The organism is Brevibacterium atlanticum, assembly GCF_011617245.1.
Taxonomy (GTDB): domain Bacteria; phylum Actinomycetota; class Actinomycetes; order Actinomycetales; family Brevibacteriaceae; genus Brevibacterium; species Brevibacterium atlanticum.
Window position 1 is genome coordinate 82,202 of sequence record NZ_CP050152.1, and the last position, 21,240, is coordinate 103,441.

Genomic DNA, 21,240 nt, shown 5'->3' on the forward strand with positions numbered 1-21,240 from the left:
TCCGGCAGGGTCGGTCATTGCGGGCGGGTCCACTGGCCGTCGACGAACGAGGTGGCCGCGGGGCGGACCTCGATGGTGCCGTAGGCCGTGCCGGGGAACTTCTCAGCCCAGGCCAGAGCGGCCTCCTTGTCGGCGACGTCGATGACGACGACCCCGGCCAAGGTCTCCTTCGCAGCGGCGAAGGGACCGTCCTCGATGACGACCTCTCCGGTCTTGCGGGTCACGGTCGTCGCGGTCTGGGCCGGGGTGAGCATCTCCCAGGCGATGAAGACTCCGGCCGAGGTCAGCGCCTGACCGAAGTCGTCCATGAGACGCATCATCTCCTGGATGTCCTCCTCGGTCGGGGCCGGGCCGTCGGCACCGGGTTCGGGGGCGTGGAAGATCAGTGAGTAGCGCATCGCTGTGCTCCGTTCAGTCTGCGGCGGCCGGATTTCGGTCGCTCACAGGGAAGACGATCGAATCCTCGTCGATTCGACACCGTGGCACAGATTATTCCCGATGATCGCTGCGCGGGGTGGAATTCTCCGTGTCGATCCGGGTGAGTGCGGCGACGGCGGTGCGGACGAGGTCGCGGTCGGGTGGATGGCCGTCGAGGTGGCAGTGGATGGTCCACCCTTCGATGAGCGCGTCGACGGCGCGGGCGGCATCGAGGGAGAAGTGTTCGGTGAGCGCGTCCTCGCTGATGCCCATCCACGAGGCGGCGAGCTTCGCCGAGCCCGGCGAGTTCCGGCCGTACGAGTAGAGCTCGAAGATCGCGGCCATCTCCCGTGGGGAGGCGAAGGTGTCCCCGCAGATGATCTCGACGACGGCCTCGCGCGCCTCGGCGAGGGTGGTCGCAGCGGCCAGCCCCTCCCGATACCGCGCCGAGAGTCGGCTGACGAGCAGGGTGAACGCCTCGGTGATGACCTCGTCGATGCCGCCGAAGTGGTAGGTCATCGAGCCCAGCGGCACACCGGCGCGGGCAGCGACCGCACGATGGGAGACCTTCGCCGTGCCGTCGTCGAGGATGAGCTCAAGAGCCGCAATGATGATCCGCTGGCGCCGGTCGGGGTCGTTGGGCACCCCGCTGCGTGCGCTCATCGGATTCTCCTTCTCTCGCGTCCGGGCTCTGGCGCCTCCGACTCCACAGAGTGTACATTTGTACACGTTCGGAGAGTGTGTACGAACGTACTAATCCTTTCGTGACTGACCCCGACCGACCGTGAAGGAGATGATTCGATGCGCGGTTCAGGACCCCGTGACGATGCCGCCCTTGCCGCCCGCTCGGGAGTGCGTCGATCGCGTCCGACGGCGGGGCCGTGGCTGATGGCCGCGTCGACGTCGCTCGGCGCTCGCCGCATCGCACTTCTCGCGCTCTTCTTCCTGCCCGGGATCACGATCTCGTCGTGGGTGACCCGGACACCGTCGATCCGTGACGCCCTCGGCGCTTCGACCGCGGAAATGGGGTTCGTCCTCTTCGGTCTCTCCGTCGGATCGATGATCGGCATCCTCGGGTCCGGACCGCTCGTCAGCCGGTGGGGAGCCAGGCCCGTCGTCCTCGCCGGAACGATCGGAATCATCGCGAGCATGCCGATCGTCGGCCTCGGTGCCGCTGTGGCCGAGCCGTTCGTCGTGGCCGCGGGCCTCGTCGTCTTCGGGCTCGGCATGGGCACGGGCGAGGTCGCGATGAACGTCGAGGGCGCCGAACTCGAAAAGCACCTCGACCGGCCGTTCCTGCCGCTCCTCCACGGTTTCTTCAGCCTCGGCACCGTCATCGGCGCGGTGCTCGGCATCCTCGCCACCGCCGCCGACTTCTCGGTCCTCGTCCATCTGCTGGCAGTCGGCCTCCTCGGCATGATCGTGTTCGTCCCCGCAATGCGCCACGTCCCCGTGGGGACGGGGCAGGTGCCGCGTTCGCGAGAGACCATCCCCGCCGAGGCGGTCCCGCAGTCACCATCGACCCCCGTATGGCGCGATCCCGGGCTCATCGCCATCGGCGTCATCGTCCTCGGAATGGCGCTGGCCGAAGGCACCGCGAACGACTGGCTGCCCCTGGTCATGGTCGACGGACACGGCTTCGCGGCCGCGCTCGGCTCGAGCGTCTACGCGATCTTCGCGGCCGCGATGACGCTCGGTCGGTTCATCGGCGGACCGATCGTCGCCCGATTCGGCCGACCTACCGTGCTCGCGGTCAGCGCGGCGTTCGGGCTGGTCGGCATCGGCCTCGTCTCACTCGTCGACTCGCAGTTCGTCGCGGCGATCGCCGTACTGCTGTGGGGACTCGGAACCTCGCTCGGCTTCCCCGTGGCGCTGTCCGAGGCCGGAGACTCGGGCCCGAACCCGGCGGCCCGAGTGGCTACGGTCTCGACAATCGGCTACCTTGCCTTCCTCGTCGGTCCGCCCTCCCTCGGGCTCGTCGGCGAGCACTGGGGCCTGCGGGCCGCTCTGCTCATCCCGATGGCCATGATCATCCCCGTCCTCATCATCGCCCCGCTGCTGCGCCGGCAAGGACGAGGCCGGAAACGCGACCCTCACACCAGGCCGGTGTAGACAGCTCCCGGGTTGAAGATGTTGTCCGGGTCGAGTGCCCGCTTGATCCGGTGGTTGAGTTCCATGACGTCCTCGCCGAGGTAGGGCGCCAGCCACGGTGCCTTGAGCCGGCCGACCCCGTGCTCGCCGGTGATCGTCCCGCCGAGCCCGGTGGCCAGATCCATCACCTCGCCGTAGGCGATCTGCGCGCGCTTCTGCTGCTCCTCATCCTTCGGATCGAGGACGAGCAGCGGGTGGGTATTGCCGTCACCGGCGTGAGCGATGACCGCGATCGTCACACCGCGGTCGGCGGAGATCTTCTCGATGCCGAGCACCAGGTCCCCGAGCTTCGGCAGCGGCACTCCGACGTCCTCGAGCAGCAGCGCGCCCTTCTTCTCCACGGCGGGGATCGCGATCCGTCGGGCGGTGACGAAGGCTTCGCCCTCCTCGGGGTCGGTGGTGAGATAGCACTCCGAGGCGGCATTGAGCGTACAGATCTCCTCGATCACGGCCGCCTGCACGCCCGAATGCTCACCGGGTTCGTCGGACTGGATGACGAGCATGCCCTCGGCCTCACGGTCGAGTCCCATCTTCAGCTCGTCCTCGACGGCGTTGATCGAGGGCTTGTCCATGAACTCGAGCATCGATGGTCGCATGGCCTTCGCGATGTCGAGGACGGCCTGCGTGGCATCGGCGAGTTTCGGGAACATCGCGACCACAGTCGTCGGGGGCAGCTGGGCGGGGATGAGGCGCAGGGTCACCTCGGTGATGACGCCCAGTGTCCCCTCGGAGCCGACGAAGAGCTTCGTCAGGGGCAGTCCGGCGACGTCCTTGAGCCTCGGTCCGCCGAGCTTCACGGCCCGGCCGTCGGCGAGGACGACGGTCATACCGAGCACATAGTCCGTGGTCACACCGTATTTCACGCAGCACAGGCCGCCGGCGTTCGTGGCGATGTTGCCGCCGATCGAGCAGAACTCGAAGGACGACGGGTCAGGCGGGTACCACAGGCCGTGTTCGGCCGCCGCGGCCTTGACCTCGGCGTTGAAGGCGCCCGGCTGGACGGTGGCCATACGGGTGATGGGGTCGATGGTGATCTCGCGCATCCGGTCGAGTGAGAGCACGATGCCGCCGTTGATCGCCGAGCTGCCGCCCGACAGCCCCGAGCCGGCCCCGCGGGGCACGATCGGGACCTTCGCTTCGGCGGCGATCCGCACGACCGTCTGCACCTCCTCGGTGGAGGTGACGCGGACGACCGCGGCAGGCACCCCGGCATCCGGGTCGTTCGCGCGGTCCCAGCGGTAGGCGTCCATCGAATCGGGATCGGTGATGACCGCCGCATCCGGCAGAGCAGAGGTGAGTGAGGAGACAACGTCCATGCGCTCGACGTTACCAGGGTCACATTCGCGGATGAGGCCCCGGTCCACGGTGCGGAGCGAACCTCGGCACTGGTGCCGAGAATCCGGGTCAGTGCCGCACAGTACTGTGGGGTCATGACCGATGTGCCGCCCGCCGCCTACGTGCTCGGGACCGTTCCCGGTCCGCGCGGCGACGGCGGGCAGGTGGGCGTGGTCGCGCTCGATCGCGCGGGTGCGCAGTTCGATCGGATCGATCTCGCCGAGGCGGCCCTGCCCGAATTCGTCCGCGACCGGGAGGGCGCGGCCCAGGGGAGCGGCGCCCCGCCGAGGTGGATCCTCAGTGACACCCCGAAGTGGTACCCACAGCTGCTGGCCGCGGGAGTGGGAATCGAACGCTGCCATGATCTGCGCCTGACCCATGCGATCCTTGCCCGCTCCGAGCTCGTCACCGCCCCGGGCCCGCTCCGGGCCGCAACGGACTGGGACGCCGCACCCGCCGGTTCAGACGGCGAGGCCCAAGCGGCCGCTCTCTTCGAGGTCGATGCCGGACGCGGTCATATTCGGCAGGTGCCCCACGGCCTCGAGTCCGCACTGGCCGAATACGACCGGCAGAATGCCGCGCTCGAGTCCGCGAGTGATCCGGGGCGGCTGCGGCTGCTGCTCGCTGCCGAATCGGCCGGCGGACTCGTTGCCGTGGAGATGCGCGCGGCCGGTGTCCCCTGGGACGAGATCGAACACGACCGGATCCTCACCGACATCCTCGGACCCCGCCCGATCCGCGACGGGAAGCCGGCGAAGATGCTTGCGCTGGCCGAGCAGGTGCGCGAGGCCCTCGAGGACCCGCGTGCGAACCTCGACTCCCCGAACCGCCTGCTGTCCTCCCTGCGCAATGCCGGCATCAACGTCGCCTCGACATCGAAATGGGAGCTTGACGGCAGCGACCATCCGGCGATCGCACCGCTGCTCGAGTACAAGAAGATGGCCCGACTGCTGAGCGCCAACGGCTGGCACTGGCTCGACGAATGGGTCGATCACGGCAGGTACCGCCCCGTGTACGTACCGGGTGGTGTCGTCACCGGCAGGTGGGCGGCCAGCGGGGGAGGGGCCCTCCAGATCCCACGGCAGCTGCGCCCGGCGCTGCGCGCCGATGACGGTTGGCGGCTCGTCTCCGCCGACGTCGCCCAGCTCGAACCTCGGGCGCTCGCCGCGATGTCCGGGGATCGGGCGATGGCCGCGGCCGGTCTGGGTCGGGATCTCTACTCAGGACTCGTCGACGCCGGGGTCGTCGCGACCCGGGCCGAGGCGAAGATCGCCGTGCTCGGCGCGATGTACGGCTCGACGACCGGTGAGGCGGGGGCACTCGTGCCCCGCCTGCGGCAGAATTTTCCCGCCGCCATGCATCTCGTCGACACCGCCGCCGAGGTGGGGCGCCGTGGCGGGGTCGTCTCCACCTGGTTGGGGCGGACCTCTCCGGCCCCGAGTGAGGGCTGGCAGCGCCTGCAGCAGGCGGCGAACCGCTTCGACGCGAGCAGTGCCGATGAGCAGCGAGCTCGCCGGGCTGCCGGTGACCAGGGACGATTCACCCGCAACTTCGTCGTCCAGGGCACCGCGGCCGAATGGGCCCTGGTATGGCTGGCCGATCTGCGGCTGCGCCTGGCCCGACTGCCTACGATCGATGACGATGGACACGACGGTGTCGATCGAACGGCGACCGCCTCGGGGTCGGTGTTCTCTCGCCGTGCCCACCTTGTGTTCTTCCTCCATGACGAGGTCATCGTCCATGCCCCGGCTGAGCAGGCCGAGGACGCGGCGGCCGCGATCAGGGCGGCGGCCGCCTCGGCGGGACGATTGCTCTTCGGGGATGCCCCCGTCGACTTCCCCCTCGACCTGAGCATCGGCGAACGGGCGATCAAGGGGTGAGCGCGACCGAGCGGTCAGGAAATGCGGATGACAATGTGGATGACCGGGAGCGGACGGGGCCGGCCCAGCACACCTGAATGTGATCTGAAGAATAAACGCATGTGCATGGAATAGACTGCCTGCCGCAAGCGCTGGACGATGTGGCCCAGCTCGGAATCGGAATCCAAGGAGATCACATGAGCATCAGCGTCAAGGCACTGCAGAAGACCGGACCGGACCAGCCGTTCCGCGTGGCCACGATCGAACGTCGGGATCCGCGACCCGACGATGTCGTCATCGACATCAAGGCGGCGGGCATCTGCCACAGCGACATCCACACCATCCGCAACGAATGGGGCGAGGCCCACTTCCCGCTCACCGTCGGCCACGAGATCGCCGGCGTCGTCGAGGCCGTCGGTGAGAACGTCACCGACTGGAAGGTCGGCGACCGCGTCGGAGTCGGCTGCATGGTCAACTCGTGCGGCGAATGCGAGGAATGCCTCGCCGGGCAGGAGCAGAACTGCCTCAACGGCAGCGTCGGCACCTACAACGTCGAAGACGTCGACGGCACGATCACCCAGGGCGGCTACTCCCAGAAGGTCGTCGTCAACGAACGCTTCGTCTGCCGCATCCCCGACGGCCTCGACTTCGACGTCGCCGCCCCGCTGCTGTGCGCGGGCATCACCACCTACGCACCGCTCAACCGCTGGGGTGCGGGTGAGCAGAAGAACGGAGCGCCGAAGAAGGTCGCCGTGCTCGGCCTCGGCGGACTCGGCCACATGGGCGTGCAGATCGCTGCGGCCATGGGCGCCGAGGTGACCGTGCTCTCCCGCACCCTGAAGAAGGAGAAGGCAGCGCTGAGACTCGGCGCAACGCGGATGCTCGCGACCACCGAGGAGGACTTCTTCTCCGAACACCGCGGCGAGTTCGACCTCATCCTCAACACGATCAGCGCCGACATCCCCGTCGACCGGTACCTGCGTCTGCTCAAGCCGCGCGGAGTCATGGCCGTCGTCGGCCTGCCGCCCGAGAAGCAGCCGTTCTCCTTCGGCTCGGTCATCGGCGGGGCCAAGGCGATCGCCGGATCGAACATCGGCGGCATCGCCGAGACCCAGGAGATGCTCGACTTCTGCGCCGAGCACGGCATCGCCGCTCAGATCGAGACGATCCCCGTCACCGAGGCGGACGCCGCCTATGATCGAGTCGTGGCCGGAGACGTGCAGTTCCGCGTCGTCATCGACACCGCGAGCTTCGATGAGGTCGAAGCCGTGTGAGGTGAGGCCGTGTGAGAAGAGGTGACGAGACCGATGACAGGTGCGCAGAGGAGTGTGCGGACGGTGCCCTTGGCACTGCTCATCCTCTACACGATCTTCATCGGTCTCGTCACTCTCTCGCCCCAACAGCTGGACACGAGCCCTGGTTCGTTCATCGCGGGGCTGCTCGACTTCCTCGCCTCCCACCGGCTCACGGCGTGGATCGACTACGACATCCTCGAGGAGCTCGCGAATGTGGGGATGTTCGTCCCCTTCGGCTTCCTCGTCTCCCTTCAGGCCGGACGTCGCCGCTGGTGGCTCGGCTGGGTCACGGGCATCGCCTTCACGTGCCTCATCGAGGGCACGCAGGCCACCCTGCTCTCAGCCACACGATTCGCCACGGTCAGCGATCTCGTGACGAACAGCCTCGGCGCGGGCATCGGTGCGGTGCTTGCCCTCATCGGCATGATCATCTGGCCGCCGAGGCGGCACGACGTTCCCATCGACCACGAGGTTCGGTGACGGGTTCGCGATCGTGATCACGGCGACGATCGCGGATCGGATTCGCATCCGCGATTGAGGATGCGCCAAGGATGGGCACGTAGATTGGTCGTGATGACAGATCGAGATCAGCGCACGACTGGTGCGCCGCTGGCCCTTCTTGTTCTCTACACCCTCTTCATCGCCGCCATCACGCTGACCCCGCAGCAGCTGGGGACCGGCCCGGACACTCTCATCGGGCACGCGCTCGACCTCTTCGCCGCGCACCGGGAGACGTCCTGGCTGACGTACGAGAGGGTCGAAAAGCTCGGCAATGTGGCGATGTTCATTCCCTTCGGATTCCTCGCCGCCCTCCACTTCGGACTGAGGCGTTGGTGGCTCGGGTTCGTCTTCGGCGCAAGCTTCAGCGCCGCCATCGAGATCTTCCAGGGCACCGTGCTCACGCAGACCCGCTTCGCTACGCTCAGCGACCTCGTGACGAACACGCTCGGCGCCGGCATCGGCGCCCTGCTCGGGTTGTGCTGCATGGCAGCGTGGCCGCCGCGGAGGACGCGGAACGACACGCGGCGGGAGCTCGCGGCCGTCTAGGTGGCCTGCCGGCGGTTCTGGGTGGCACTCCGCTTCCGGTTCTCCCCTCAGCCGTCCTCCGGCTCCTCGAGGGCGGCGATGCACAGTCCGAGCGCCTCGGTGATCTGCGTGCGTGTCTCCTCGTCGAGCGGTGAGACCATGCGGGTGGTCACCACCTCGACCCGGGACACTGCCTGAGCGAGCAGTGCTTCGCCCGCCGGGGTGAGACGGGTGGGCAAGATGCGCCCGGATTCGGCTTTCGCCGGTCTCGTGATCAGCTCCCGCTCCTGCAGTCCGCGCAGCAGCGTATTCATCGTCTGCCGGGTGACGAAGGCGCCGCGTGCGAGTTCGGAATTCGACGCTCCCGGTGACCTGCGCAGCTGCTCGAGACAGTTGTACTGCGGCGTGGTCAGCTCCAGTGGGCGCAGCGTCTCGTCCATCCGCGATCGCAGTGCCGTCTGCAGGTGCTTGAGCTGATATCCGAGGAGAGACTCGAGGTCCTCTGCCTCCGTGCCCTCCGGCCCGGTCCCCTTCGACGTCCGACCGCTCTGCTCTTGACTCATGTAAGTATTCTGACATACGTTCATATATGTCAGGATACTGACATATATGAGAAGGAGAACATCATGAGTACGTCAGTCGGCACTGTCAGCGGTCCGGATTTCATCGCCCTGCAGGTGCGTGATGTGGAAGCGGCCGCGCGGTTCTACGAATCGAAGCTCGGGCTCACTCGGGCTGCTGCCGCACCTCCCGGAGCGGTCGTCTTCACCACCTCGCCGATCCCCTTCGCGGTGCGCGAGCCGCTTCCCGGCGTCGCTCTCGACTCGGGTGATCGCCCGGGAAACGGGTGGCATTGTGGCTGAGGTGCGATGATGCGCAGGCGCTGCACAATTCCCTCGCCGAGGCGGAGGTCGAGATCCTCCGTGCGCCGGCTCCCAGCCCCTTCGGTCTGACCTTCACAATCGCCGATCTCGACGGCTATGCGGTGACCATGCACGACGCGGGGTGAGTGTCAGCCCGGTGGCCGCTCAGCTGAGCGAGTCGACGATCTTCGCGATCCGGCGATCGCGGGTCTCCTCGGCCTTCGCCGAGGTCACCTGCCGCACATGCTCCTTGCGTTTCGAGGGAGCGAGTGCATCGAAGGCTTCACGCACGCCGGCGGCGGCGAGAGCCTCGGCGAGGGAATCGGGAACCGGCGTCTCCCGGTTCGAGGTGTCGTGGGTGAGGGTGACGTCGTGGGTCTCCCCGCCGGTCACGCCGATCTTCTCGCGGTGCTCCTTGGCCAGCGGGAGCAGGTACTTCCCGCCCATCACCGCCGTCGTCGACGGATAGGAATAGCCCTCGATCGTGACGATGACCGGCACCCGTTTGCCGACGCCGAAGCCGAGCACGACCTCCTCGGGGACCTCGATGCCGACGTTGTTGCCCTGACTGAGCAGTTCAGTGGTGAATGTGACCATGGAGGCTCCTCAGTGAGTGGTCGGTATCGCTCGAGCGTAGGCCGATCACTCCTCGTCGGCAAGCGCCGACCCGGAGGTTCCGGAGAACCGCGGCCACCAGCAGTCCACACGCCTGGCGTATTCGCGGTACTCGTCACCGAAGCGCTCGTACAGATCGGCCTCCTCATGGGGGCGGATCAGCCAGTTCCACAGCAGCGAACCGATGAGCGCGTAGACGACGACCAGCCATGAGCCGATGAGCAGGCCCATCGACACCCCCTGGGCGATGCCGGCAATGGCCATGGGATTGCGGACGAAGGCGTAGGGCCCGCGGGCGACGAGATGGTGGGCCATCTGCGACGGCAGCGGGGTGCCCGAACCGAAGTTCGCGATCGCCCGTGCCGACCACACGCCGATGACGCTGGAGAACGCGAGCAGGGCGAAGCCTGCGACGGCGAGCAGGATCGGGAACTTGTAGGACAGCTGCCAGCGGTCCTCGAAGGAGTTGATGATCAGCGGAATGATCACGAGGAACACGCCCCAGAACACGACGATCTGAATCGTCGTGTGCACGAGCAGGCGCGAACGCACCCGCGTGTGCGAACTGTGGAAGGCGAACGGGCCCTTGAGCAGCCAGTCCGAGGGGACGCGCCCGAGCAGAATGAGCGCACCCGCGATCACGCTGCCGAGTGCGGCGAGGATCATGAGCACGGCACCGAGTCCCGCCTCGGTGGTGACGGTGGCATAGATGACCATGCCGAGCGCGACGAGCACGCTCCAGCCTGCGGCGATCCACACGGCCCACCGGAAGTTCATCGCCGCCAGCGCCGAGGCGATGACGAAGAGCGGGATATCGACGAAGGCGACCAACAGCGGGTCGATGCCGCCGAGCGTCGCCGACTGCACCGCGGGAATCGTCGCGGTGCCCAGCCACCATGCTGCACCGGCGAGAGCCTGGAGGGCGAAGTACATGCGACCGTGGAAGATCCGCAGTCGCTTCTTCGGCTTGTTCACACTCGTGAGATGGCGGCTCATGCGGTCACCGTCCCACGGATGCAGACGCTCGTGGCGCCGCCGACCCAGATCTCGTCGTCCTCGGTCGAGCCTGAACCCTCACTTGAGATCGAGACGATCCCGGCCCGACCGAGCGCCGTGCCCTGTGTCGTCGTGTAGGAATCCGGGGCGAGCCCTGCGCCGATGAGCCACTGCGCGACCGCGGCGTTGAGGCTGCCGGTGACCGGGTCCTCGCCCACGCCGACACCGGGCACGAAGGCGCGGATCTCGTATTCGTGCTCCGAGCCCTCCGGATGAGCGCCGAAGACGCCGAGCTTGGCGTCGGGGATTCCGGAGAAGTCGGGCGTGAGCGCGAGCACCTGCTCGGCGGTAGCCAGGCGGACGGCGGCCCAGCCGGGACCGTTGTCGACCCACTGGTGGTCGAGGATCTCGCTGCGATCGATGCCGAGGGCGCGCGCGATGTCGCCCACATAAGCGTCGTCGAGTTCGCCGGTGCGCAGCCGCTTCGGAGCGGCGAAGGCGAGAGTCTCGGGCGTTTCGCCAGTCGGGGACACTGAGGAATCGGTCGACGGGGAGGCGGGACCGCCTCGGCGAATGTCGACGAGTCCGGCACCGCATTCCTGGACGATCCGTCCCTCCTGGGCCGGGGTGCCGCCGGCGTCGAGCCAGGCCGCGGCCGAACCGAGGGTGGGGTGGCCGGCGAAGGGCAGCTCGCGGCGCGGGGTGAAGATCCGCAGGCGATAGTCGGCGGCGGGAACGGTGGGGGAGAGGACGAAAGTGGTCTCGGACAGGTTGGTCCAGTTCGCGATCCGGGCCATCTGCTCGTCAGACAGGCCGTCGGCTTCGAGGACGACGGCGACTGGGTTGCCGCGGAAGGGAACAGCGGAGAAGACGTCGACCTGGGCGAATCGTCGTAGTTGAGGCAATGACACTCCTTCGCGAGTTGTGGCACGCGCTGCGAATGGGGGATTGCGCGACCACTGTCATCCAGTGTAAAGGGCCAGGCGGGAACGGCCGTGGATTGCCTCATGGTCGGGTCGACGCGCCGCGATCGGCGATTGCATAATGAGGCATGGTCGGAGAAGTCTCAGCAGACGGTCGCGCACTGCGCATCGGTGTCCTCGGCGGCGGATTCATGGGCAGCGTCCACAGCCTGGCCGCGCGCTCGGCCGGTGCCGTCCTCGATTCCGTGGCCACCTCCTCACCCTCGGGCAGCGCCCGGGCGGCGGCCGAACTCGGATTCGCGCACTCCGGCTCCGCGGATGACCTCATCGACCGCTGCCTCGACGTCGTCCACGTGTGCACCCCCAACGACGTCCATGCCGAACAGTCGCTGCGAGTCCTCGACGCCGGTTCGGCGCTCATCTGCGAGAAGCCCCTGGCCACCGATTCCCGATCTGCTCGCGCCGTCCTCGCCCGCGCCGAGGAGACCGGAGTGACGGGCACCGTCCCCTTCGTCTACCGCTATCATCCGATGGTCCGGGAGGCCCGCGCCCGCTTCCGCGCAGGCGAGGCCGGTTGGCTGCTCACCGTCGACGCGGGATACCTCCAGGACTGGCTTGTGAGTGCCGAGGACGAGAACTGGCGGGTCGAATCCGCCCGCGGCGGGCCCTCGCGCGCCTTCGCCGACATCGGCTCCCACCTCGTCGACCTCATCGAGTTCATCATCGGCGACCGCATCGCCTCGCTCGTGGCGACGACGCGGACCGTCCACCCTCGCCGAGGCGGGGCCACCGTGACGACAGAGGACACCGTCGCCATCACCGCCGAGTTCTCCGGCGGTGCCATCGGCTCGCTGCTGGTCTCCCAGGCCGCTCCCGGCCGGAAGAACTCCCTGAACGTGGAGATCGCCGGCACCGAGGCGAGCATGCGCTTCGATCAGGAGCAGCCGGAGCGACTGTGGCTCGGCCGTCGGGCCGAGAGCCGCCTCCTCGTCCGGGACCCCGATGCGCTCACCGCCGACGCCGCCCGACTGTGCGCGGTGCCGGCCGGCCACCCGCAGGGCTACCAGGACGCCTTCAACTCCTTCGTCGCCGACTCCTATGCGCACTTCTGTGGCGACCGGCCCGAAGGCCTGCCGACCCTGCGCGACGGAGTCCGCGCGGTGCTCGTCACCGAGGCGGTGCTCCGATCCGCCGCGACCCGATCCTGGGTCGACGTCGACGAGGTGTGAGCGGGGAGATCGTTACCCTGCCTCTGCTTCTCGCCGTCTTTACTTCACGCTGCCCGCGGTGAGCCCGCCGACGAGGCGCTTCTCGATGAGCATGAAGAGGATGACGACGGGCAGGATGCCGACGATCGAGACTCCGAAGACGTACTGCCAGCTCGTCTCGTACTGGCCCACGAACTTCGTCAGCGCCACGGAGATCGGCTGATTGCCGGCCGTGGAGAGGATGACGAGCGAGGCGGCGAACTCGTTCCAGCAGGCGACGAACGTGAACACGATCGCCGTGACGATCCCCGGCCACACGAGGGGGAGGTTGATCCGGAACAGGACGGCCAGCTGGGACGCCCCGTCGAGCCGGGCCGCCTCGTCGATCTCTTTGGGGATGCCGGCGAAGAACGAGTGCATGATCCACGTCGCGAAGGAGAGGTTGAATGCGGCGTTGACGAAGATCATCGCCGCCCACGTGTCGTTCATCCCCAGCAGCGAGAACTGGCGGAACAGGCCGGAGGTGAGCACCGCGGGCTGCAGCATCTGGGTCACGATGACCAGGAACATGAACACCATCCGGCCCGGGAACCTGAACCGCGCCGTGTAGTAGGCGGCGGGCAGGGCCACGATGAGCACGAGCAGGGTCGCGCACACGGCGATGATCACCGTCGAGATCATGTTCTGCACCAGCGGGGTCTCCGGCGTCGACCACATGTCGACGAAGTTCTCCCAGTGCCATTCCTGCGGCAGGTACGTCGGTTCGACGGACCTGATCTGTGACTTCGTCTTCACGGAGCCGAAGAACATGATGAGGTAGGGCAGGACGAAGACCGCGAAGACGAGGAGTCCCACGATCATCCGCCCGATCACGGTGCCCAAGGGCACCTTGTCAGCGGTGTACCTCTTCCGTCGCCGAGGCGGCGCACCGTTCCCGTGCGGGCGTGCGGCTGCGTGCGGGGCCGGGGTCGTGTCCGTGGCCATCAGACCTCCTGCATGGGTTTGACGACTCTGACGTAGACGATGACGACGAGGATGACGATGAGGAAGCCGATCACCGACAGGGCGCTCGCGACGTCGACCTTGTGTTGGATCTCGATGTATTTGAAGATCATCGTCATGATCGTGTCCGCGCCGTAGCCGGGGATCGACCCCGTCATGACCTTGAGGATCGGCAGCGAGTTGAACACGTTGATGATGTTGATGAGCACCGCCACGCTCAGCGCTCCGCGCAGCTGCGGGAGGATGACGGCGAAGTAGGTGCGCCACGGTCCGGCGCTGTCCATCCGTGCTGCCTCGATGGTCTCCCTGGGGATCGTGGCCAGGCCCGCGAGCAGGGTGTAGGTGGTGAAGGGCAGGGACACGAAGACGGCGATGACGATCGACCACAGGAAACCCGTCGTCGGATTCTTCGTCCAACCGTAGCCGGCCGGGTTGTCGACGAGTCCGACATCGACGAGGAACTTATTCACCACGCCGAAGTAGGGTTCGAGTCCGTAGTAGAAGACCATCGTCGTCATCACCACCGAGGCGGCCCACGGGATGATCACGGCCAGCCGGACGAGCTGCCGGCCGGGGAAGGCCTTGTCGAGTATCTGCGCGAGTCCCAAGGAGATGACGACGGCGAGGCCGACGACGGCGACGACCCAGACGATCGTGCGCACGATGATCGGCCAGAACTGGTCGAAGGCGAAGAGCTCGGCGTAGTTGGCGAAGCCGACCGAGCCCTTGTCGAGCCCGGAGATCGCGATGTCCCGGGTCGAGTTGAAGATCATCAGCCCGGCGGGGAAGAACACGACGCCGACGATGAGGATGAGTGCCGGGGCCAGCCACGGCAGGGCCTTGAGCGTGTCGCGCCACGTGGTCGTGGTGCGGTCGCGGCTTCCTCGTCGGCTCACCCTTGGTCGACCTGGTCCTGGATCGACTTGAGCACATCCTCGGCGGACTTCGACTCGAGCTGACCGAACGTCGACTTGAACGCGCCGTCGGTGGCCGACCACTTCGAGTTCGTCGACGGGTAGAACTGCGCGTCGGGCATGGTGTCGAGGAACGGCTTGAGATCTTCGTTGTCGGCGAGTTCCTTCGCACCGGACTTCGTCACCGGCAGGAAGCCTTCGGCTTCGACCCAGGGCAGGTAGTTGTCGTCGGCGTAGTAGTAGTCGAAGAACTTCGTGATCGCCTCGGCCTTGTCGCCGTCGTTCTGGAACGCCATGAGCTGGTCACCGACGCCGAGGGTCATCGGTTCGCCGTCCTTCGTCGGGATCGGAACGACCGAGTAGTCGAGGTCGGGGTTCGAGTCCTTGATCTGACCGACCGTCGGGGGCAGGCCGACCTGCATGCCGATCTTGCCCTGGACGAAGATGTCGAGCAGCGGGGTGCGCTGGGAGGAGCCCGGATCGTCCTGGGTGGCGCCTTCGTCGATCATCTTCTTGATCTGCTTCGCACCCTCGAGGTTCTCAGGAGTGTCGATCGTGATCGTCTTCTCGTCGCCGAAGCTGCCTCCGGCGCCCCACAGCCAGATCGCGGCTTCGGCCTGTGCCTCTTCGGAGCCCAGGGGCATGCCGTAGCCGGCGACGCCGCCGCCGAGTTCGGAGACCTTCTTCGAGGCGTCGAGGAGTTCGTCCCAGTCCTTCGGGGCCTCTTTCACTCCTGCCTTGTCGAGGAGTTCGTTGTTGACGAACAGGGCCCGCGTCGAGGCGATGAGCGGCAGGGCATAGGCGGTGCCGTCGAGGGTCTCGTTGTCGAGGAAGCCTTCGTCGAAGTTCTTGTAGGTCTCGGGACTCGTGACGTCCTCGGCCTTGTAGAGCAGTTCGTCGGAGGCGAAGCCGGCGAAGGGGCCGCCGTTGTAGATGTCGGGGGCCTCACCGGCCTGGATCTTCGTGGACACGACCTTCTCGAGGTTGTCCCAGGACTGGACCTCGAGGTTGACCGAGATGTCCTCGTTCTCCTTCTCGAAGCCGTCGATGACGTCCTGCCACAGGCCCTTCGTGGCATCCGAATACGTGGGGACGAGGAAGTCGAGGGTGGTCTTGCCGGAATCGGAGTCGGAGCCGGATCCGCCGAATCCGCAGCCGGAGACGGTCAGTGTCAGTGCTGCCGTGGCGGCGATGGCAGCGAGGGTGCGTGTTCTTCTCATGGTCTGATCTCTGTTCCCGTCTTCTCTGGGATCGCTCTGCGTCCGTCATCGGTGGCTGTGTCGGCTCGGTATGTCGGGGTTCCGGGTTCCGCCGGTCTCGCAGGTCCGCGTTGACCAGAACTGTGTGATGAATGAAAGTATGGTGTGAGGGCAGTCACAAGGTCAAGTGTAAGATCGTGTTTATGCAGTAATTGATCGAAAATCGATCATCACACTGCCGTATTTATCGGTTACACGATCATTCTTGTGCTCAATTGCGGTAGTCTGCAGGTGTCGAGGAGGGCGCAGTGTCGAGGAGTGAGTGGTGTCGAGGATGACGAAGAGGATCGAGGGCGAACATGGTTGATGTGTCTCTGCGGGACGTGGCGCTGAACTATCCGGGCACGGATCGCCCTGCTGTCTCTGATGTCGACCTCGAGATCGCTGATGGTGAGTTCCTCGTCCTCGTCGGACCCTCGGGCTGCGGGAAGTCGACGACCCTGCGGATGCTCGCCGGACTCGAGTTCCCGACCGAGGGCAGCATCCTCTTCGACGGTCAGGACGTCACCGACGTCTCGGCGAAGGTCCGCGACGTCGCGATGGTCTTCCAGTCCTATGCCCTCTACCCGCATATGACGGTGTCCGAGAACATGGAGTTCTCGTTGAAGAACACGGGCGTGGCCAAGGACCGCCGCCGTGAACTCGTCGCCGAGGCGGCCGCCATGCTCGAACTCGACGACCTCCTCGATCGCAAACCCAAGGCGCTGTCCGGCGGGCAGCGGCAGCGGGTGGCGATGGGTCGTGCGATCGTCCGGCGCCCGCAGGTCTTCCTCATGGACGAACCGCTGTCGAACCTCGATGCGAAGCTGCGTGTGCAGACGCGCGCACAGATCTCCGCGCTGCAGCGCAAGCTCGGCGTGACGACCGTCTACGTCACTCACGACCAGACCGAGGCGATGACGATGGGCGATCGCGTCGTGGTGATGAACGAGGGACGCGTCGAACAGGTCGGCACCCCGCGCGAGCTCTACAATTCCCCGGCGACGCTGTTCGTCGCCGCGTTCATCGGCTCGCCGACGATGAATCTCATCCCCGCGACGAGGCGGCCCGACGGGACCGCCGTCGGCGCCGGGATCTCGGTGGCCCTGCCGGATGATCTCCCGGACTCGGGAGAGGACATCGTCCTCGGAATCCGTCCCGAGGATCTCGTCGTGGCCGATGATGTCTCTGCCGCCTCGGCGGGGGAGAACCTGCTCGAGATCGAGATCTCGCTGGTCGAAGAGCTCGGCTCGGACACCTTCGTGTACGGGACCACGCCTGACCAGGACCCCCTGCGGATCGGGGAGAAGCCGGTCGTCGCGCGCCTGACCAAGGGCGGGGCACCTCGGCGCGGGGAGCGGATGACCTTCCGCGTCGATCCCCGGCTCGTCCACGTCTTCGACGCCCAGACCGAACAGCTGGTCAGGTAATACGGCCGGCCAGCAGCAGGGCAGGTGAGGCGATCGCTCCTGAGGTGATTCTGGCGATCGCCTGAGGACGTCGTTCAGGGTGTCTTCGTACACTGAACCGCTATGGACTTCAACCAGGCAGTGACGACGTGGTGGGATGCGATCACCTCCGGTTTCGGGCGGCAGGACGGGCTCGAGCTCGATGTTCTCCGGCTCGTGATCGTCATCGGCGTCCCCCTGATCGTGACGCTGACCCCGGGGATCTGGCGGTTCTTCGGCCTCTTCGTCACCTTCGTCCACGAACTCGGCCACGCCTTCGCGGCGCTGATGACGGGCCGTGTGGTCAAGGGGATCTCGCTCAACTTCGACCATTCCGGGCAGATGAACTCGTTCGGAAAGGTCGGGTTCTCGGCCACGTGGGCGGGGTTCTGGGGGTATCCGGCACCGGGCGTGCTCGGGCTCGTGCTCATCACCTCGGCGGTCTACGGCTGGGCGCCTTTGGCGCTGTCGGTGGGAGCGCTCATCCTGCTCGTGGCGCTCATCTTCATCCGCAACCTCGCGGGCGCGGTGATCGCGGTGATCACGGCGGTGGCAGCCCAGCTCGTCGTCGTCTTCCTGCCGCTCGAATGGATCTCGGTCTTCGTCGCGGCGTTGGGCACGGGACTGGCGATCGGCTCGCTCAAGGATCTCGTCAAGGTCATCCGCGTCCACACCCGCCGGCGCCATGTGCAGCAGTCGGACGCCTTCATCCTCGCGCAGGGGTCGAGCCTGCCGGCAGGCGGCTGGTTGTCGCTGTTCGCGCTGGTCATCGTCGTCTGCGCCCTTGTCTCCGCGCGGGTGCTGTACGAGGCGATCACGGTCGGCGGGGTGTAGGAGCGGGCGGCCTGCGCAGCCGGCCGTGATCCTGTGTCAGAGGCGGATGGCACAATCGGAGCATGGCCGCTTACCCGAAATACTCCGCCGTTCTGTTCGACTGCGACGGCGTGCTCGTCGATTCCGAGAGCATCACCAACGGAGTCCTGCACGGAATGCTCGTCGAACTCGGGTGGCAGCTGACGCCGGAGGAGTGCATTGCACGCTTCGTCGGCAAGATGCTCCGCGATGAGGTCGACGTCATCGAAGAGCACACGGGCTATCGCATCGACGACGCCTGGATGAATGAGTTCCGCGGCCGACGCAACGCCGAGCTTGCCACATCGCTCCAGGCCATTCCGGGTGTCGTCGGCGCGGTCCAGCGGATCGCGGAGGACTATCCGGGCGTGATCGCCTGTGCCTCGAGCGCGGACCGACCGAAGATCGAACTCCAGCTGCGGAAGGTCGGCCTCTTCGACGCCTTCGACGGGCGGATCTTCTCCGGAATGGAGCTCCCACGTTCGAAACCTGCCCCCGACGTCTACCTGGCCGCGGCCGAGGCGTTGGGCATCGATCCCGCCGAGGCGGCCGTGATCGAGGATTCCCCGACCGGCGTCATCGCCGGTGCCGCTGCAGGATCCCATGTGCTCGGGTTCTGCCCGGACTCACCCGTTCATCAGACCCCCGAAACTCTGCTGGCGGCCGGTGCCGACGCAGTCTTCCCATCGATGGAGCTGCTGCCAGGGCTGTTGGTCGACTAGTTCTCGTCGGTGATGGCGCTGCCGACCGGTGCTGGCAACGGCGACGGGTGCTGGGGGTGGCGACGGGTGTTGATTCGACTTCGAAACCTCTCAAAATATGAATCGATTGATGCTTCGCATTGTTTGCTGATTCGCATCCGTTCATCGTTCTGCTTCATCAAAAATCAGTACACAGCAATGAACACATGAGCTGTTCGATTGGTAATCGAATTGTGACATTCATTTCTTCAGTTCTGAGGTAGAATTGATCTCAGACATTCACATCGACGTGAAAGGCGGTGAGACCGATGAAGGATTCGCAGGACCCCCATAATCTGGATGACGACGATCTCAACCCCGCCTCCGACCACGACGGAGAGGCCGACGAGACTACGGTCTCGCCCTCCGCTCGGCCCATCGTCGGCTCCGATTCGCCGCGCCGCCTCGATGTCGATCCGGATTCGCCTATGGCGGTGGTCGCGAGCATCGCCCGCCTGAGTTCAGGCGCCAAGATCGCCGAGTACCAGGCCGTCGCGAGCCTGTTCCTGGCCGAAGTCATCGACCGCTTGCGCTACGCTCCCGCCAACGAGATCTACTACCACGCAACCTTCACCCAGACTGCCGAGCGGTTCCTTTCGGTCCGTGACGGAGGCCGGACGGACAAGCTCGACGAAGACGACCCCTGGGCCGCAACCGACAGCGACTCCGTCGATTCGGAATCGCGTGAGGCAAGCACGGACGGAACGACCGATCCGGCTGGGATCGAGCCCACGAAGGGAGCACTGGCGAAGCCGCTTCCGAACTTCCCGAAGTTCCAGCTCCACAAGTCCTTCAACAGCTGGGCCCACGAGCTGACCGCTCGAGAGGAAGTCACCGAGCTGGCCGCCGTCCTCGGAGCAACGAGCGACGGCGCCTACAACGAGATCACGAACGCGATCACGCTCGTGTTCGGGCTGCCGAAGTTCCTCGACCGCTGCCTCAAGGGCGAATTCACCATCGAGCACGTGCTCTCTGCGACTCGCGCCGTCAAGGATGTCAGCTTCGAATACATTCCCCGCCTCGATGCCTACCTGGCCGAGCGTCGCGCGGACATCACGCTCGAAACCTTCAGGAAGTCGCTCAACCTGAAGATCGCGGCGATCGTGCCCGTCGATGATCGCACCGAGCTCGCCTCGAAGCGTCGCCACGTCGACATCACCACATACCCTGACGGCACCGCCTCGGTGACCCTCATGGGTCCGGCCGTGGAGCTCAAAGCGTTCTACCTGCGCATCGAAGCCTTCGCCCGCGCGATCCGCAACGGCCAGATCTCCGCATTCACCGACGTGGACCTCAGCGGCCTCGAGATGGACGACCAGGACAGCATCGCTGCCCTGATGTTCGACATCGCCACACGTGCGACCCCGCAGATGGCCATCGCGGTGACCGCGCACGATACGACCACCGGCGAGACCACCACCAAGGAGTTCGCCTTCGACACGACCGACTCCACCGACCCCATCACGGCGGACGCGGTCGACTCCACGGCACGGACAGCTCAGCGCGAAGCCGAGGCGGCGGCAGCCGCCGGCGACGATGTCAAGACGATCATCAAGCTCGTCATGCCCACTCACGGACAGTGGGTGAGGGAGCAGGCGAAGATGATGGTGTCGGTGCCCTATCTCACGGCGATCGGTCGCTCGGAGCTGCCGGGCACGTTCTCGGACGGCGCCCCGGTGCCGCCTGAAGCGGTGCGAGTACTGGCCGCGCAGAGCCCGACCTGGCACCGGATCCTCACGGACCCGGCGACGGGGACTCCGATCGACGCCCGCTCGAAGAGCTACTACATCCCGGCCGACGTGCGCGCGCCCCTGACCGCGAAATGGCAGTCGTGCTCGGCTCCCGGGTGCACCCGTCGTGCCGAGACCTCGGAAATCGACCACATCATCCCCTTCGACCACGACGATCCGGCACGGGGCGGGCAGACGACGTTCACCAACACGCACCCGCTGTGCAAAGCCGACCACCAGAGGAAGACCGACCGCAGGTTCTCGGTCAGGTCGACCGACGACGGAGCGGTGGAGTATGCCTTCCGCCATGGTGTCGTGACGAAGATGTACCCGCCGGACAACCCGATCAACGCCGAGCATGCACGACAGGTGGAGAACTATGCCCAACTGCCGAATCTGCTTGAGACGGACGACGAGAGCGGACCCGAAATGCGGTCTGACAATGATGCCGTTGCCGACGTGGGCCCGGCGGCAGATGTAGGTCCTACGGCAGAAGGGGGCACCGCGGTCGGGGCCCCCGAGGGGCGACAGGCCCGGCGGCCGCGGGAAACGGACGACGAGAATCGGGACCCCCGATGGGATCGGGGCGAACCACCGCCATTCTGAGTGGTGGCACCGGTCTGTCTGC

Annotated in this window: 20 protein-coding genes and 1 pseudogene; 11 read left to right on the forward strand and 10 right to left on the reverse strand. The window is 66.5% G+C overall.

Annotated features, from left to right (window positions below):
* Nucleotides 1-14: 14 nt before the first annotated feature.
* Together GUY23_RS00360 and GUY23_RS00365 are read right to left on the reverse strand one after the other, a co-directional pair.
* Nucleotides 15-398, reverse strand: coding sequence for a YciI family protein (locus GUY23_RS00360; RefSeq protein WP_166968678.1), 384 nt, complete (start codon nucleotides 396-398; stop codon nucleotides 15-17).
* 91 nt (nucleotides 399-489) lie between these two features.
* Nucleotides 490-1,080 carry a TetR/AcrR family transcriptional regulator gene (locus GUY23_RS00365; protein ID WP_166968680.1) on the reverse strand — a complete coding sequence of 197 codons (591 nt, stop codon included), beginning with the start codon at nucleotides 1,078-1,080 and terminating at the stop codon, nucleotides 490-492.
* A gap of 138 nt (nucleotides 1,081-1,218) precedes the next feature.
* Between GUY23_RS00365 and GUY23_RS00370 the strand changes: the two genes are divergently transcribed.
* Nucleotides 1,219-2,529: an MFS transporter gene (locus GUY23_RS00370; protein WP_228282603.1), complete on the forward strand. Its 1,311-nt coding sequence runs from the start codon at nucleotides 1,219-1,221 to the stop codon at nucleotides 2,527-2,529.
* On the opposite strand, the gene GUY23_RS00375 is transcribed toward GUY23_RS00370, so the two are convergent.
* Nucleotides 2,511-3,884, reverse strand: coding sequence for an FAD-binding oxidoreductase (locus GUY23_RS00375; RefSeq protein ID WP_166968682.1), 1,374 nt, complete (start codon nucleotides 3,882-3,884; stop codon nucleotides 2,511-2,513). The genes GUY23_RS00370 and GUY23_RS00375 overlap by 19 nt on opposite strands.
* Before the next feature lie 114 nt (nucleotides 3,885-3,998).
* Here GUY23_RS00375 and GUY23_RS00380 point away from each other — a divergent pair, with 114 nt between their 5' ends.
* The 4 genes from GUY23_RS00380 to GUY23_RS00395 all read left to right on the forward strand — a co-directional run bounded on the left by GUY23_RS00380 (nucleotide 3,999) and on the right by GUY23_RS00395 (nucleotide 8,104).
* Entirely contained in the window at nucleotides 3,999-5,783 is a 1,785-nt protein-coding gene (locus tag GUY23_RS00380; RefSeq protein ID WP_166968684.1) for a bifunctional 3'-5' exonuclease/DNA polymerase, read from the forward strand.
* A 176-nt stretch (nucleotides 5,784-5,959) separates the two neighbouring features.
* The gene (locus GUY23_RS00385; RefSeq protein WP_166968686.1) at nucleotides 5,960-7,036 is read left to right on the forward strand and encodes an NAD(P)-dependent alcohol dehydrogenase; all 1,077 of its coding nucleotides are present in this window, start codon (nucleotides 5,960-5,962) and stop codon (nucleotides 7,034-7,036) included.
* 63 nt (nucleotides 7,037-7,099) lie between these two features.
* Nucleotides 7,100-7,537 (forward strand): VanZ family protein, encoded by a 438-nt coding sequence (locus GUY23_RS00390; RefSeq protein WP_228282605.1) that lies wholly within the window; start codon nucleotides 7,100-7,102, stop codon nucleotides 7,535-7,537.
* Between the two features lie 93 nt (nucleotides 7,538-7,630).
* Complete coding sequence (locus GUY23_RS00395) at nucleotides 7,631-8,104, forward strand: VanZ family protein (RefSeq protein WP_228282607.1); 474 nt, start codon at nucleotides 7,631-7,633, stop codon at nucleotides 8,102-8,104.
* Between the two features lie 47 nt (nucleotides 8,105-8,151).
* On the opposite strand, the gene GUY23_RS00400 is transcribed toward GUY23_RS00395, so the two are convergent.
* On the reverse strand, nucleotides 8,152-8,646 hold the full coding sequence (locus GUY23_RS00400) for a MarR family winged helix-turn-helix transcriptional regulator (RefSeq protein ID WP_166968688.1): 495 nt from the start codon (nucleotides 8,644-8,646) through the stop codon (nucleotides 8,152-8,154).
* A 63-nt stretch (nucleotides 8,647-8,709) separates the two neighbouring features.
* Between GUY23_RS00400 and GUY23_RS00405 the strand changes: the two are divergent.
* A pseudogene (locus GUY23_RS00405) lies at nucleotides 8,710-9,092 on the forward strand (VOC family protein).
* A gap of 19 nt (nucleotides 9,093-9,111) precedes the next feature.
* On the opposite strand, the gene GUY23_RS00410 reads toward GUY23_RS00405, so the two are convergent.
* Genes GUY23_RS00410 through GUY23_RS00420 form a run of 3 tightly spaced genes read right to left on the reverse strand, consistent with a single transcriptional unit; the run spans nucleotide 9,112 to nucleotide 11,462 of the window.
* A complete protein-coding gene (locus GUY23_RS00410) occupies nucleotides 9,112-9,543 on the reverse strand; it encodes a YdeI/OmpD-associated family protein (RefSeq protein ID WP_166968690.1) in 432 nt (143 codons plus the stop codon).
* A 45-nt stretch (nucleotides 9,544-9,588) separates the two neighbouring features.
* On the reverse strand, nucleotides 9,589-10,557 hold the full coding sequence (locus GUY23_RS00415) for a methyltransferase family protein (RefSeq protein WP_166968692.1): 969 nt from the start codon (nucleotides 10,555-10,557) through the stop codon (nucleotides 9,589-9,591).
* Nucleotides 10,554-11,462, reverse strand: a complete 909-nt coding sequence (locus tag GUY23_RS00420) for a PhzF family phenazine biosynthesis protein (RefSeq protein ID WP_208085419.1) — start codon at nucleotides 11,460-11,462, stop codon at nucleotides 10,554-10,556. Before GUY23_RS00420 ends, GUY23_RS00415 begins: the two co-directional genes overlap by 4 nt.
* Before the next feature lie 146 nt (nucleotides 11,463-11,608).
* On the opposite strand from GUY23_RS00420, the gene GUY23_RS00425 reads away from it, so the two are divergent.
* Nucleotides 11,609-12,709, forward strand: coding sequence for a Gfo/Idh/MocA family protein (locus GUY23_RS00425; protein ID WP_166968696.1), 1,101 nt, complete (start codon nucleotides 11,609-11,611; stop codon nucleotides 12,707-12,709).
* Nucleotides 12,710-12,748: 39 nt separating this feature from the next.
* On the opposite strand, the gene GUY23_RS00430 is transcribed toward GUY23_RS00425, so the two are convergent.
* Genes GUY23_RS00430 through GUY23_RS00440 form a run of 3 tightly spaced genes read right to left on the reverse strand, consistent with a single transcriptional unit; the run spans nucleotide 12,749 to nucleotide 15,824 of the window.
* A complete protein-coding gene (locus GUY23_RS00430) occupies nucleotides 12,749-13,672 on the reverse strand; it encodes a carbohydrate ABC transporter permease (protein WP_208085420.1) in 924 nt (307 codons plus the stop codon).
* Nucleotides 13,672-14,586, reverse strand: a complete 915-nt coding sequence (locus GUY23_RS00435; RefSeq protein ID WP_228282609.1) for a carbohydrate ABC transporter permease — start codon at nucleotides 14,584-14,586, stop codon at nucleotides 13,672-13,674. Before GUY23_RS00435 ends, GUY23_RS00430 begins: the two co-directional genes overlap by 1 nt.
* Nucleotides 14,583-15,824, reverse strand: coding sequence for an extracellular solute-binding protein (locus GUY23_RS00440; protein WP_166968698.1), 1,242 nt, complete (start codon nucleotides 15,822-15,824; stop codon nucleotides 14,583-14,585). The genes GUY23_RS00435 and GUY23_RS00440 overlap by 4 nt, the downstream gene beginning before the upstream one ends.
* 338 nt (nucleotides 15,825-16,162) lie before the next feature.
* On the opposite strand from GUY23_RS00440, the gene GUY23_RS00445 reads away from it, so the two are divergent.
* From GUY23_RS00445 to GUY23_RS00460, 4 genes are all read left to right on the forward strand, one after another.
* Complete coding sequence (locus GUY23_RS00445) at nucleotides 16,163-17,272, forward strand: ABC transporter ATP-binding protein (protein WP_166968700.1); 1,110 nt, start codon at nucleotides 16,163-16,165, stop codon at nucleotides 17,270-17,272.
* A 102-nt stretch (nucleotides 17,273-17,374) separates the two neighbouring features.
* Nucleotides 17,375-18,124, forward strand: coding sequence for a M50 family metallopeptidase (locus tag GUY23_RS00450; protein ID WP_166968702.1), 750 nt, complete (start codon nucleotides 17,375-17,377; stop codon nucleotides 18,122-18,124).
* Nucleotides 18,125-18,186: 62 nt separating this feature from the next.
* Nucleotides 18,187-18,864, forward strand: coding sequence for an HAD family hydrolase (locus GUY23_RS00455; protein ID WP_166968703.1), 678 nt, complete (start codon nucleotides 18,187-18,189; stop codon nucleotides 18,862-18,864).
* A 287-nt stretch (nucleotides 18,865-19,151) separates the two neighbouring features.
* Nucleotides 19,152-21,218, forward strand: coding sequence for an HNH endonuclease signature motif containing protein (locus GUY23_RS00460; RefSeq protein WP_228282611.1), 2,067 nt, complete (start codon nucleotides 19,152-19,154; stop codon nucleotides 21,216-21,218).
* The last annotated feature ends 22 nt before the right edge of the window (nucleotides 21,219-21,240 follow it).